Annotated in this window: 12 protein-coding genes; 7 read left to right on the top strand and 5 right to left on the bottom strand. The window is 60.9% G+C overall.

Going from position 1 to position 12,637, the window contains the following annotated elements:
• Positions 1-4: 4 nt before the first annotated feature.
• Positions 5-1,003, bottom strand: coding sequence for a LacI family DNA-binding transcriptional regulator (locus tag M2416_RS00170; protein ID WP_259221440.1), 999 nt, complete (start codon positions 1,001-1,003; stop codon positions 5-7).
• 301 nt (positions 1,004-1,304) lie between these two features.
• Here M2416_RS00170 and M2416_RS00165 point away from each other — a divergent pair, with 301 nt between their 5' ends.
• Complete coding sequence (locus M2416_RS00165) at positions 1,305-1,571, top strand: putative hemolysin (protein WP_041145253.1); 267 nt, start codon at positions 1,305-1,307, stop codon at positions 1,569-1,571.
• Between the two features lie 86 nt (positions 1,572-1,657).
• On the opposite strand, the gene hslJ is transcribed toward M2416_RS00165, so the two are convergent.
• The 3 genes from hslJ to M2416_RS00150 form a co-directional block, all read right to left on the bottom strand.
• On the bottom strand, positions 1,658-2,080 hold the full coding sequence (gene hslJ, locus M2416_RS00160; RefSeq protein ID WP_041145254.1) for a heat shock protein HslJ: 423 nt from the start codon (positions 2,078-2,080) through the stop codon (positions 1,658-1,660).
• A gap of 123 nt (positions 2,081-2,203) precedes the next feature.
• Positions 2,204-3,193, bottom strand: coding sequence for a 2-hydroxyacid dehydrogenase (locus M2416_RS00155; RefSeq protein ID WP_076945438.1), 990 nt, complete (start codon positions 3,191-3,193; stop codon positions 2,204-2,206).
• Positions 3,194-3,340: 147 nt separating this feature from the next.
• The gene (locus M2416_RS00150; protein WP_076945439.1) at positions 3,341-3,841 is read right to left on the bottom strand and encodes a DedA family protein; all 501 of its coding nucleotides are present in this window, start codon (positions 3,839-3,841) and stop codon (positions 3,341-3,343) included.
• Between the two features lie 214 nt (positions 3,842-4,055).
• Here M2416_RS00150 and M2416_RS00145 point away from each other — a divergent pair, with 214 nt between their 5' ends.
• The 3 genes from M2416_RS00145 to M2416_RS00135 are packed head-to-tail and all read left to right on the top strand — an operon-like array spanning position 4,056 to position 7,232.
• A complete protein-coding gene (locus tag M2416_RS00145; protein ID WP_259221416.1) occupies positions 4,056-6,716 on the top strand; it encodes a YdbH family protein in 2,661 nt (886 codons plus the stop codon).
• A 14-nt stretch (positions 6,717-6,730) separates the two neighbouring features.
• Entirely contained in the window at positions 6,731-6,901 is a 171-nt protein-coding gene (locus tag M2416_RS00140) for a YnbE family lipoprotein (RefSeq protein WP_370461201.1), read from the top strand.
• Positions 6,902-6,908: 7 nt separating this feature from the next.
• Positions 6,909-7,232 (top strand): YdbL family probable chaperone protein, encoded by a 324-nt coding sequence (locus tag M2416_RS00135; protein WP_259221414.1) that lies wholly within the window; start codon positions 6,909-6,911, stop codon positions 7,230-7,232.
• On the opposite strand, the gene feaR is transcribed toward M2416_RS00135, so the two are convergent.
• Positions 7,233-8,141: a transcriptional regulator FeaR gene (feaR, locus tag M2416_RS00130; RefSeq protein ID WP_041145257.1), complete on the bottom strand. Its 909-nt coding sequence runs from the start codon at positions 8,139-8,141 to the stop codon at positions 7,233-7,235.
• 234 nt (positions 8,142-8,375) lie between these two features.
• Here feaR and M2416_RS00125 point away from each other — a divergent pair, with 234 nt between their 5' ends.
• From M2416_RS00125 to M2416_RS00115, 3 genes are all read left to right on the top strand, one after another.
• Positions 8,376-9,875 (top strand): aldehyde dehydrogenase family protein, encoded by a 1,500-nt coding sequence (locus M2416_RS00125; protein ID WP_076945441.1) that lies wholly within the window; start codon positions 8,376-8,378, stop codon positions 9,873-9,875.
• 176 nt (positions 9,876-10,051) lie between these two features.
• Positions 10,052-11,581 carry a DUF2235 domain-containing protein gene (locus tag M2416_RS00120; RefSeq protein WP_259221410.1) on the top strand — a complete coding sequence of 510 codons (1,530 nt, stop codon included), beginning with the start codon at positions 10,052-10,054 and terminating at the stop codon, positions 11,579-11,581.
• A gap of 127 nt (positions 11,582-11,708) precedes the next feature.
• The gene (locus tag M2416_RS00115) at positions 11,709-12,599 is read left to right on the top strand and encodes an oxidoreductase (protein ID WP_076945443.1); all 891 of its coding nucleotides are present in this window, start codon (positions 11,709-11,711) and stop codon (positions 12,597-12,599) included.
• Positions 12,600-12,637 lie beyond the last annotated feature (38 nt).

The following is a 12,637-nucleotide window of genomic DNA, read 5'->3' as shown; positions in this document are numbered from 1 at the left end:
AAAATTAAGCGGACGCTCTGATAATCAATTCAGAGTGCAGATCCTGCTCGTCGTACTGATAGCGGGTGCCGCTGATGAGCGCCAGCAGGCGTTCAACGGAAATTCTGCCCAGCTGCTCAATCGGCTGGCTGACGGTGGTGAGAGGGACGTTGATCATCTCCGCCACCGGCAAATTATCGAAGCCCACCACCGCAAGATCTGCCGGTACGTTAACGCCGCCGGCGGTGAGGCCGGCAATCAGGCCGCAGGCGACCTCATCGCTGCCGGCAAAAATCGCGTCCGGGCGCTCGCTGGCGGCCATCTGCAGCATTTTGGCGGCGAGGCCTTGCCCGTCTTTATAGGTATGCATCTGGCGGAAAATCAGCGCGGGATTGATATCCCGCTTTCCGGCCTGCATGGCGTCGATATAGCCCTGGTTTCTGCGGCTGCCGTGGCCTTTCTGCTCGAAGGTGCCGCCGGTAGAATAGGCGATATTTTTATAGCCTTTGCTGAGCAAGTAGGTCACGGTGTTATAGGTCGCCCGGCGATCGTCAACTTTGACCACCGGCAGGCTGGTGGCCTCGAGGCTGGTATTACACAGCAGGATCGGACCGTATTGCTGGTACTTCTCCAGCACGTTCTTATTACTCTCTACCGCGCACAAAATCAGGCCATCGATGATTTTTTTCTTCAGCAGGTCGAGGCAGTTCTTCTCCTCTCCGGCGCTGTCGTGGTTTTGCACAATCAGCACCGAGTAGCCATTTTTGCGCGCGGTGACTTCCAGGGCATCGACCAGGCTTGCGAAGAAGGGGTTGGTAATGCGCGAGATAAGCACCCCAATACGGTACGTTTTGACGCCGCGCATCTGCTGGGCAACGGTGCTTGGCTCGTAATCAAGCGCCTTCATCGCCGCCAGAATCTTCTCTTTTTTATCATCAGAGATATAGGGATGATTATTCAGGAAGCGGGAGACCGTGGTGACGGAAAGCCCGGCTTTTTCTGCTACGTCTTTTATGGTGGCCATAGAATTTTTATGAAAACGATATCATAGGTCGGTAAGCTATTTTCAGCCGCCGCTTAAGTCAACCGGCATGTTTTAAAATATGATCGATCACACAACAATTTTATCCGCCGGGAGCCGCTGAGGTTATTCATCTGCGGAGGAGTGAGGGGATATCTTGCCGGGAATCGGCTGTTCGGCGGGAAATTTGCTAGAAAATGTTAATGGAGCGCATAAATAGCGGTTTCGCCTCTCGACGTCGGGCGCCGGGCTGCCTATTATTCTTGGGTTTGTTTATTTTAAGATGTTTCCGAGGGGAGAGACGATGCGAGCTGCGTTTTTAGTTGGGTGTGCCGCGTTATTACTGTCGGCCTGCAGTAGTGAACCCGTTCAGCAGGCGACGGCGGCCCACGTATCACCGGGCATGCGCGCTGCGATGAGCAGCACCGGGCAGGCAAACTGCGCGATGATCGGCGGCTCGCTGTCGGTGGCGCGTCAGCTGGACGGCTCGGCGATAGGGATGTGCGCACTGCCTAACGGCAAGCGCTGCAGCGAGCAGGCTCTGGCCGGCGGCAGCTGCGGTAACTACTAAGCAGCACTCCTGCCTCTGCGAGCGCCGTGAGCTACCCTCGTGCCCGCTGCGTTGAGGCACCGTTGGGCGCCAGCCGGACGGGGGGATCAGTTAACCAGATCGGCGAGCTTATACACCAGCGTGCGATCGGCGGTCGCCAGCGTCAGCTGATTTTCGGTTAAATCGACCTGCGCCCCGTCGCGCAGCATTTTGCCGAGCGTGGCATCCAGCTCGTTAAGCTGCGGGTCAGCGCACAGCATCCGGGTCATCGCCAGCTCTTTGACCTTCAGCTCGCCGTCCGACACCTTGCCTTCGCCGCTAAAGCGGTTGCACATATTGCCTGAGACGAACGTCTTCTCGCCAAAGCTCAGTTCCAGCGGTTTCGCGCCCTCCTTGAGCGGCTGACCGTTGACGCTGGTCAGGACAAACCGATGGTGCTGAAGCTGCTCCGCGCTGGTGGACACCTTGCTGTTATATACGCAGCCGGAAAGCAGCATTCCTGCCGCCAGCAGTGCAGCAAACTTATTCATTTTTTCTCCAGAAATATTTCACATCTTTTAGGTAAGCGGAGTGTAACTGTACTGCAGGCAAATTCTGTGGGGCTTATCTGAATGTGCCCCCCCGCGGGGGGAGGGCACAAAAGGGGAAGGATATCAGACCAGCGCGTTGGCGCACGCTTCACCGGCGTCAACCTGGCGCAGGTTATCGAGGGTGGTTTGCGAAATACTGATTAACGCCTCGGCGGTGAGGAACGCCTGATGCCCGGTGAACAGCACGTTATGGCAGGCCGACAGGCGGCGGAACACGTCATCCTGAATCACGTCGTTGGATTTATCTTCGAAGAACAGATCGCGCTCGTTCTCATAGACGTCCATCCCCAGCGCGCCGATTTTCTGGTGCTTCAGGGCGTCGATTGCCGCCTGTGAATCAATCAGGGCGCCGCGGCTGGTGTTGATCACCATCACGCCATCCTTCATCTGATCGAACGCCGCATGGTTCAGCAGATGATAGTTCTCGTCGGTCAGCGGACAGTGCAATGAGATCACGTCCGACTGCGCGTACAGCGTCGGCAGGTCAACGTACTCGACGCCGAGATCCAGCGCGGCGGCGCTTGGGTAAGGATCGAACGCCAGCAGGCGCATGCCGAAGCCTTTGAGGATCCGCAGGGTTGCCACGCCGATTTTCCCGGTACCGATAACGCCCGCGGTTTTACCGTGCATGGTGAAGCCGGTTAGGCCTTCAAGGGAGAAGTTGGCATCGCGGGTGCGCTGATAGGCGCGGTGAATGCGTCGGTTCAGCGACATCATCATGCCGACGGCGTGCTCGGCGACGGCTTCCGGTGAATAGGCCGGCACGCGCACCACCCGCAGACCCAGCTCTTTGGCCGCGTCCAGATCGACGTTATTAAAGCCGGCGCAGCGCAGGGCGATGTACTTCACGCCGTGCGACTTCAGCTCTTCCAGCACCGGGCGGCTGCCGTCGTCGTTAACGAAAATGCACACCGCCTCGCAGCCGTTGGCCGTTTTGGCGGTTTTTTCGGTTAACAGGAAATCGAAGAACTCGAGTTCAAAGCCATATGTATCATTAACATGCTGAAGGTACTTTTTATCGTACTGCTTTGTACTATAAACAGCGATTTTCATAAGACTTTTCTCCAGTGATTATACCGTCACGGTAGCATATTTAAAATAATCATACAATTCTTAAAAATTAGTTTAAATAACAGGTTATAATCATAATTCTAGAGTATATCTCTGCGCGGAGGTATCGCTTTAAAACATAATGTGTTTTTACCACAGGCTGAAGCTGAAGGCGCCTGGCGCCAGCAGAATCAGCGGCCACAGCAGACCGGAGCTGACGTTGGCGAGCTGAAAGCTCCAGAAAGAGGCGCCGCTGGCCCCGCTGGCGAGCGGCAGGGTGGCGCGCAGCGGAGAGAGAAAGCGGCTGAAAAATACCGCCCAGGCCCCGTGGCGGCGTAAAAACAGCCGGCTGCGAGAGAGGCGCTCGGCGCTAAGCCAGCGCAGGCGGTGAAGATGGTGTTGATAGCGGCGTCCCACCCGCCAGGAGAGCCAGAATCCGCCGATTGCCCCAAGCCCGGCGCTGAGCCACATTAGCAAGAAATGTCCGAGGCTGGCGGAGGCGAAGGTACCGAGCAGCAGCAGACCTGAGGTGCCGGGCACCAGCAGCGAGACGATCGCACAGGATTTACTGAACGTCAGCAGGAACACCAGCAGCAACAGCAGCGCATAGTGGTTCTGCGCCGACTCAATCAGCGAGTAGATAAACGCCACGCTTCCCCTCCGGCCTGCTCTGATGATGATTAGCCAGTGTGACAGGGGTTGGCTAAATGAAGGCTAAATCAGCGGTGGGTCAAAAATCGCCGCAACGATGGCGGCGCAGCGGCTATTCTTAGGCAGGACGCAAACTTTAACTCACTGGTCGAACGTGCCACAATACGCGCTACATTCGGCATATACTTTTGTTGATTCAGGATATTAAGCGCCCATGAAGGGTAAATATAAAGCCGCTATCGCGCTGGTGTTAGCACTCCTTTTGCTCCCGCTGGCGCTGCTGTCGACGCTAACCCACTGGGTGCCGACGCTTGCCGGGATCTGGCTCCCGGAGGGGACCCGGATCTCGCTAACCGACAGCCCGCGCCTGACGCGCACCGCGCTGCGTATCCCCGATTTACGCTATATGGTTGGCGACTGCGAGCTGGCAAGGGTCACTAACGCCCAGCTTTCCCACCCCAGCCGCTGGCGTCTGCATCTCGATGAGCTGGATATCAACAGCGTCTGCCTGAGCAAACTCCCGGAGAGTGAACCCGCCCCCGGCGCGCCGCGCACCCTGGCGGAGTGGCAGTCGATGCTGCCCTATAGCTGGCTGACCATCGAGAATCTGCGCCTGTCGCCGTGGGAAAGATGGCAGGGGCGGCTGGTGATGTCGCTCACGCCGACGCAGCAGGATATCGGCTACAGCGGGCCGGAGGTCACCGTGCAGGCTCGCCTGCGCGGCCAGGCGCTGACCGTCAGCGACTTCTCCGCGCGGCTGGTTGAAGGCCAGGCGCCGGTCAGGCTGGTCGGTGAGTTCCATATGCCGCTGGTGCCGGACGGTTTCCCGGTTGACGGCCATCTGCTGAGCACCTTCGAATTTCCGCAGGAGCCGGGGCTGGTTGACGCCGAGCTGGAGTGGCAGAAAAACCGCGGGCAGCTGCTGGTGACGCCGCGGGGTGAGGTGCAGCCGATGCTCGACCTGCCGTGGGAAATTACCCCCGAACGCATTGCGATCAGCGACGGTCGCTGGAGCACCGAATATGCCGGCTATCCGCTGAGCGGCCGCGTGGCGCTGTCGGTAGACGACTGGCAGGAGGGAACCGAGAATATGCAGGTCAGCGGACGCCTGAACGTGCTGACCCAGGGGGAGGCCGGAAAAGGCAACGCGGTTCTGAACGTCGGGCCCGGTAAGCTGAGCATGGATAGCAGCGATATGCCGCTGCGGCTCACCGGCGAGGCGAAGCTTGGGGATCTTATCGTCTACGCCGCGCTGCCGGCCAGGCTGAGCGGTCCGCTGACCACCCCGGAGCTGACTTTTCATCCCGGCGCGCTGCTGCGCTCGCGCGGGCGGGTGATTGACTCCCTCAATATCGATGAAATACGCCTGCCGCTGGCGGGGGTCAAGGTCACCCAGCAGGGCGTCGACGGCCGGCTGCAGGCGATTCTGCGCGCCCACGAGCAGGAGATGGGCGACTTCGTCCTGCATCTTGACGGCAAGGCCGACAACTTTATGCCCGACCGCGGCCGCTGGCAGTGGCGCTACTGGGGAGAGGGACACTTCACGCCGATGCAGGCGCGTTGGGACGTGAAGGGCGCGGGAGAGTGGGTGGACAGCGCCATCGTCCTGAACAGCCTGTCGACCGGCTTCGATAAGCTGCAGTACGGCACCATGCTGGTCAGCACCCCGCGGCTGACGCTGGAACAGCCGATTCGCTGGCTGCGCGACGAACAGCATCCGAAGCTGACCGGCGCGCTGTCGCTGGATGCCGGCAAAACCAGCTTTAGCAGCGGCAGCGAGTTGCCGCCCTCCACGCTGAAATTTAGCCTCGACGGGCGCGACCCGACCTGGTTCCAGTTTAACGGGTCGCTGCACGCCGATAAAATCGGCCCCGTGCGGCTGACCGGCCGCTGGGACGGCGAGCGCCTGCGCGGCCAGGCGTGGTGGCCGAAGCAGTCGTTGACCGTCTTCCAGCCGCTGCTGCCGCCGGAGTGGAAAATGAACCTGCGCGAAGGGGCGCTGTACGCCCAGGTGGCCTTCTCCGCCGCCGCCGATCAGGGCTTTGAGGCCGGCGGGCACGGGGTGCTGAAAAGCGGGAGCGCCTGGATGCCGGATAATCAGATCAACGGCGTCGATTTTGTGCTGCCGTTTCGTTTCAGCCAGGGGACCTGGCAGCTCGGCACCCGGCGGCCGGTTTCGCTGCGTATCGGTGAGATAGTTAACCAGGTGACGGCGCGCAATCTCACCGCCGACCTGCAGGGCTCGTATCCCTGGAGCGAAAGCAGTCCGCTGCAGCTCAGCAACGTCAGCGTCGATATTCTCGGCGGCCAGCTGACCATGCAGCAGCTGCGCATGCCGCAGCACGACCCGGCGCTGCTGCGCCTGCGGCACATCTCCAGCAGCGAGCTGGTGAGCGCGGTGAATATCAAACAGTTCGCCATGTCCGGCGCGTTTAACGGCGCGCTGCCGCTGTGGCTGGATAACGAAAAATGGATAGTCAAGGACGGCTGGTTGAGTAACCCCGGTCCGATGACCCTGCGCCTTGACCCGGATATGGCCGATGCGATGGTGAAGGATAATATTTCAGCGGGTGCGGCGATCAACTGGCTGCGCTATATGGAGATCGCCCGCTCGTGGACGCGCATTAATCTCGATAATCTCGGCGTTCTGACGCTGCAGGCGACGATTAGCGGCACCAGCCGCGTCGGGGAGAGAAGTAATACGGTGCATCTCAACTACTCTCATCAAGAGAATATTTTTGACCTGTGGCGCAGCCTGCGCTTCGGCGACAACCTGCAGGCATGGCTTGAACAGAATGCGGTGCTTCCCGCTCAGCGCTGTAAGGATAAGCAACACTGTACGCCTGTTGGGACAGGCGCTAAGGAACAACGATGATAAAACTGCTAACGATGCTGCTGGCAACGACGATACTGCTGACGGGCTGTACGCCGAGGATTGAGATTGCGGCATCGAAGGAGCCGATCACCATCAATATGAATGTCAAAATTGAACATGAGATTCATATCAAAGTGGATAAGGACGTCGAGGATTTACTCAAGTCGCGTAGCGATCTGTTCTGAGGTGGCGATGAGAAAACGACTGTTAACGGCCGGCCTGGCGCTGGCGCTCTTTAGCACCCCGGCGATGGCCCTGACGCTCGGCGAGGCGCGGGAGCAGGGGCGAGTTGGCGAAACGCAGAGCGGCTATCTGGCCCCGCTGCGCCAGGACCGGGAAACGCTGGATCTGGTGAAGCAGATCAACGCCGCGCGCAGCGAAGGCTATCAGCGGCTGGCGGATGATAACAATCTGCCGGTGGATGAGGTGGCGAAAATGGCCGGTCAGAAGCTGGTGGCGCGGGCGCAGCCGGGTGAATACGTCCAGGGCCTGAACGGCAAATGGCTGCGTAAGTAATCAGCGACAGCGCTTGCGGTACTCTCCCGGTGAAACGCCGAAGCGCTGCTTAAAGGCGGTCGAGAAGTGGCTGTGGTCGCTAAAGCCCCAGCTGTAGCCGATCCCCGCCAGCTTTTCATCATCGTGGGCGTTGCTCAGCGCCCGCGCGCACAGATCCAGACGGCGGTTCTTAATATACTGGGCCACCACCAGCCCCTTATCGGCGAACAGCCGGTAGAGGCTGCGCACTGACATCCCCGTTTCGCCGGCCAGCCACTCCGGGCGCAGATGTTCCGCCTGAATCGACTCATCAATCAAAGCCATAATTTTCTGAAACTGCTTCTCACGACGCGACGGCTGGGCGTCGTGATGGTGCAGCATCGGGCGCAGCAGGCAGACGATGGCCTCCAGCGCGGCCTCGCTCTCGCTCTGCGAAAGTGCCGGGCTGCTCATGCTTTCGTGCAGCAGACGTTGGCTCAGCTGCACCATCGGCAGGGACTTGCCCAGGCGGGTGGCGATGCTGATTTCGCTCCCGCGCAGCTGCTGCTCCAGCAGCTGGCGGGGCAGCAGCAGCGACGCCTGGCGCGAGGTTTGCTGCCAGAAGATAGAGCAGGGGCGGGAGGCATCGATCAGCGTGATATCGCCGGCTTCCAGCACCACCTGACGATCGTCCTGCTCAATGGCCGCCTGGCCGGAGAGCTGGAATACGGTATAAAACCAGGCATCGTTATCGCGCCTGATTTCGTTGCGGGTGCGGTACAGGTTGACGCCGCGCGCGGTGACGGTGCTGACCTTGAGATTGCCGGCATAGCTGGCGTCAATCTCCCCGTGAAAATCGCTGTCCAGCGGACGTGCGGCAAAGTTTCCGCAGACCTGATTGATTTTCGCCAACCAGCGCTGGTAGTCCTGTCCGTTATCTGCCGCCGCCATAGCTCGTCTCTTGTAATAATAATGTTTTCGCATTGTTGCATTTACGCTGCGCCAAACAAGAGCGAAGCGCGGAGTATATGAAAGAACTATTACCTGAGGCACATTTTTGCCCGCGCAATATGCCTAATTGCGGCGGCTGTCACAGCGGCAAAAACGAATGTCACAGAGAAAAAAGCGCGAAGCCTGAGCGCGTCGTAGACTGAATTCACGATCCGTAAGGAATAAGGAAGCGATATGTCCACAGCACAGGTAGCGCTGCTTGCCAGCGTACAGCAGTTTTTAGACAGACAGCATGGCGTGTATATCGACGGCGCCCAGCAGGCGGCGCAGAGCGAAAAGCGGCTGACCGTCTGGAATCCGGCGACCGGGGAGGCGATAGCCAGCACGGCGGACGCCGGCGCTGCGGACGTCGACCGCGCCGTGATGTCGGCGTGGCGCGCGTTTGTCTCCCGCAGCTGGGCCGGACGCACGCCGGCCGATCGCGAACGTATCCTGCTACGCTTTGCCGACCTGGTTGAGCAGCACGGCGAGGAGCTGGCGCAGCTGGAGACCCTCGAGCAGGGCAAGTCGATTAATATCTCCCGCGCCTTTGAAGTCGGCTGTACGCTGAACTGGATGCGTTACACCGCCGGGCTGACCACCAAAATCAGCGGCCGCACGCTGGACGTGTCGATTCCGTTCCCGCAGGGCGCGCGTTACCAGGCGTGGACCCGCAAGGAGCCGGTCGGGGTGGTGGCGGGGATCGTACCGTGGAACTTCCCGCTGATGATCGGCATGTGGAAGGTGATGCCGGCGCTGGCGGCGGGCTGCTCCATCGTGATTAAGCCCTCAGAGACCACGCCGCTGACCCTGCTGCGCGTGGCGGAGCTGGCGAGCGAAGCCGGCGTGCCGGACGGCGTATTTAACGTGGTCACCGGCAGCGGCGCGGAGTGCGGGGCGGCGTTAACCTCGCATCCGCAGGTGGCAAAGGTGAGCTTTACCGGCTCGACGGCGACCGGCAAACAGATTGCCCGCGTGGCCGCCGACCGGCTGACCCGCGTGACCCTTGAGCTGGGCGGCAAAAACCCGGCCATCGTGCTGAAAGACGCCAACCCGGAGTGGGTCATTGAAGGGCTAATGACCGGCAGCTTCCTCAATCAGGGGCAGGTGTGCGCCGCCAGCTCGCGGATCTATATCGAAGCGCCGCTGTTCGATACCCTGGTGAGCGGCTTTGAGCAGGCGGTGAAGTCGCTGCAGGTCGGCCCAGGCATGCAGGAATCAACCCACATTAACCCGGTCGTTTCCCGGGCGCACTGCGACAAGGTCGCCGCCTATCTCGATCAGGCGCGGCAGCAGAACGCCGAGCTGATTACCGGCAGCAGCGGGCCGGACGGCAAGGGCTACTACATTGCGCCGACGCTGGTGATTAACCCCGATGCCGGGCTGCGGCTCAGCAGAGAGGAGGTCTTTGGCCCGGTAGTGAACCTGGTGCGCGTTGCCGATGGCGAAGAGGCGCTGCGTCTCGCCAACGACAGCGACTTTGGCCTGACGGCCAGCGTCTGGACCGGCGATTTGAGCCAGGCGCTGAGCTACACCGAGCGCCTGCAGGCGGGCACGGTATGGGTCAACAGCCATACGCTTATCGATGCCAACCTGCCGTTTGGCGGCATGAAGCAGTCCGGTACCGGGCGCGACTTCGGCCCGGACTGGCTGGACGACTGGTGTGAAACCAAATCGGTCTGCGTGCGCTATTAGCCGCTGACCCGGCGCCTGAGGTTCGACCGCTTACCCCGGCCGCGAATTTCGGGCGCCGCATGGCGCAACGCTTCCCTCCGATCTACTTCTTTTCCGATGCCCCTGCTCGATAAACGTCTGCTATTTTTAATTTGTCAAACACCCCTCTCTTAATGCGGCCTGTCGATGAGGTTCATATGAACTTACTGGTCTTTTGTGACGGTACCTGGAACACCCCCCAACAGCTTGATGATGGCAAACCCGCGCCGACGAACGTGGTCAAACTGCGCAACGCCGTGGCGGAAAATAGCGGCCAGCGCGTCTATTATCACCCCGGCGTCGGCACCGACGGCGGGGTTGTCGATCGTTATATTGGCGGTGGCATAGGCGACGGTCTGGATAAAAATATTATTAGCGCCTATTACTGGCTCGCCACCAACTATCGACCCGGCGATAAAATATGGTTATTTGGCTTTAGCCGCGGGGCCTATACGGTGAGAAGCCTTGGCGGAATGATCTCGCGCTGCGGTTTATTAAATGCTGGCGGAGCCGGAACCGGCGACGATAAAGTCTGGGAGGACATCAACGCGCTGTTCAGCCTTTACCGCCAGCCGGCGGCCAGCGCGCCGGCGGTGATAGCCAGCGTCGGGCGGCCTTTCTATGAGGTCGCCACGGGAAATCCCAGCAAAGAGAGCGTGCCTGTCTATTTTATTGGCGTCTGGGAAACGGTGGGGTCGCTGGGGATCCCTGACGACCTGGCCTTAGCCAACCTGCTGGACGACCCGCAAAAGTACGCGTTCCACGATACCTCCTTGAGCCCGATCGTCAAAAACGCCCGCCACGCGCTGGCGCTGGACGAGCAGCGGCAAAGCTTTATCCCGACGCTGTGGGATAACGTGGCGGCAAACCCGCGGGTGAAGCAGCGCTGGTTCGTGGGCGTGCACTCCGACGTTGGCGGCGGCTACGCGCAGTGCGGCCTTTCGGATATCCCCCTGCGCTGGATGATGTCCGAAGCGCGCGATCTCGGCCTTGAGCTGCATCCGGATATCGCTACCCAGCTCAAGCCCGACCCCCAGGCGCTGCTGCACGATTCGGTGACCGGGGTGTTTAAGCTGCTGCACACCTGCCCGCGCGGGGTACCGCAGATGGTGGCGGGCAGCGCCGACGTTGATAACAGCGTCCTGCAGCGTCAAAGCCAGCCGTCGCTGCTCCACGGCGGCTACCGGCGCCTCAGGGCGCTGACGCCAGAGCATCCGGTAACGTTCGACGTCTTTTCTCGTGAGCGCTGGAATGAAACCGGGGTTTGGCTGGAGGCGGGCGTCGAGTACCGGTTCAGCGCCGCGGGAAAATGGATGGACAGCTCGATTCCCTGCGATGCCGACGGCACCGATGACGGGAAGTTTTACCCCGGCGAGGCGGCGCAAATTCTGGCTTCCGTCGCCGATAAACTGGAGATGCTGTGGAAGGGGGCGACCAAAAATCAGGACGTCGACTTTTGGCTGAGCAGGCGCGTTGGCACGGCCCCGTGGTTCGCGCTGATCGGCGTGGTCGCCAACGGCGCCGGCGCCGCTCCCGCCGTCCCTCAGCAGCTGCATCAGATCTTCGTCATTGGCAGCGGATGCCGCTTTACGCCGGCCAGAAGCGGCTATCTATACGCTTATGCCAACGATGCCTGGCAAATGTACGATAACAATCGCGGCAGCGTCGCCCTGACCGTCAGCCGCTAAACCGACCGCGGGCCGCCAACAATCGTTTTCCTGCCGGTGGGGCTTGCTGAAAGCGATGATTTATCGCTACTGTTTGTTTTCTTTCCCGCCGTCAGGGCGGGAACTGACCCAACAGGAGGCGATCGTCATGTCGAAAGAACCTGCAGTTGCGCTGATAGGCCCCGGCGCCATCGGTACCACCATCGCGGCAGCGCTGCACGAGGTCGGTCGTACGCCGACGGTGTGCGGGCGCACCGCTCATCCGCAGCTATCGCTGCGCTTTGACGGCGGACAGATTACCGTTCCCGGTCCGGTACTGACCGATCCCGCGACCGTAGCGCGTCCGTTCGATCTGGTTTTCGTGGCGGTGAAGGCGACGCAGATTGACGACATTAGCGCATGGCTGACGGCGCTGTGCGATAAAAATACCCTGGTTTGCGTGCTGCAAAACGGCGTTGAGCAGCAGGAGCAGTTTGCCGCCAGGGTTGCGGGCGCCACGGTGCTGCCTGCGGTGGTGTGGTTCCCGGCGCTGCGGGAAGCCGCCGCCTCCGTCTGGCTGCGCGCGGCCCCGAGGCTGACGATACCCGACACCGCGCAGGCCAGACGGGTGCAGGACGCGCTGCGCGGGACCCGCTGCGCCGTAGATCTGGCCGAGGATTTCACTACCGTTGCGTGGCGCAAGCTGCTGCAGAACGCCGTCGCCGGCCTGATGGTGCTGGCGGGGCGTCGCGCCGGCATGTTTGCCCGGGAGGATATTACCGCCGTGGCCTTAGCCTATTTGCGCGAGTGCCTGAGCGTCGCGCGCGCCGAGGGGGCAAAACTGAGCGACAGCGTGCCGCAGGAGATCGTTGAGGTCTTTCACCGCGCGCCCGCCGATCTGAGCACCTCCATTCTTATCGACCGCGAGGCCGGGCTGCCGCTGGAGTGGGATATTCGCAACGGCGTGGTGCAGCGACGCGCTCGCCGGCACGCTATCCCGACGCCGCTGAGCGATCTTATCGTACCGCTGCTGGCCGCCGCCAGCGACGGGCCGGGCTGAGGGGCAAAAGGATGGCAGGGAGCCGCTGAGCAAACTCT

The organism is Klebsiella sp. BIGb0132 (assembly GCF_024810075.1).
Taxonomy (GTDB): Bacteria; Pseudomonadota; Gammaproteobacteria; order Enterobacterales; family Enterobacteriaceae; genus Klebsiella; species Klebsiella terrigena.
This window is presented reverse-complemented; position numbering and strand designations above follow the sequence as displayed.

Coding starts and splice junctions, on each gene's coding strand:
- hslJ (WP_041145254.1), bottom strand. CDS start 2,080: ATGAATAAGTTTGCTGCACTGCTGGCGGCAGGAATGCTGCTTTCCGGC.
- M2416_RS00135 (WP_259221414.1), top strand. CDS start 6,909: ATGAGAAAACGACTGTTAACGGCCGGCCTGGCGCTGGCGCTCTTTAGC.
- M2416_RS00125 (WP_076945441.1), top strand. CDS start 8,376: ATGTCCACAGCACAGGTAGCGCTGCTTGCCAGCGTACAGCAGTTTTTA.
- M2416_RS00155 (WP_076945438.1), bottom strand. CDS start 3,193: ATGAAAATCGCTGTTTATAGTACAAAGCAGTACGATAAAAAGTACCTT.
- M2416_RS00165 (WP_041145253.1), top strand. CDS start 1,305: ATGCGAGCTGCGTTTTTAGTTGGGTGTGCCGCGTTATTACTGTCGGCC.
- feaR (WP_041145257.1), bottom strand. CDS start 8,141: ATGGCGGCGGCAGATAACGGACAGGACTACCAGCGCTGGTTGGCGAAA.
- M2416_RS00145 (WP_259221416.1), top strand. CDS start 4,056: ATGAAGGGTAAATATAAAGCCGCTATCGCGCTGGTGTTAGCACTCCTT.
- M2416_RS00140 (WP_370461201.1), top strand. CDS start 6,731: ATGCTGCTGGCAACGACGATACTGCTGACGGGCTGTACGCCGAGGATT.
- M2416_RS00170 (WP_259221440.1), bottom strand. CDS start 1,003: ATGGCCACCATAAAAGACGTAGCAGAAAAAGCCGGGCTTTCCGTCACC.
- M2416_RS00115 (WP_076945443.1), top strand. CDS start 11,709: ATGTCGAAAGAACCTGCAGTTGCGCTGATAGGCCCCGGCGCCATCGGT.
- M2416_RS00120 (WP_259221410.1), top strand. CDS start 10,052: ATGAACTTACTGGTCTTTTGTGACGGTACCTGGAACACCCCCCAACAG.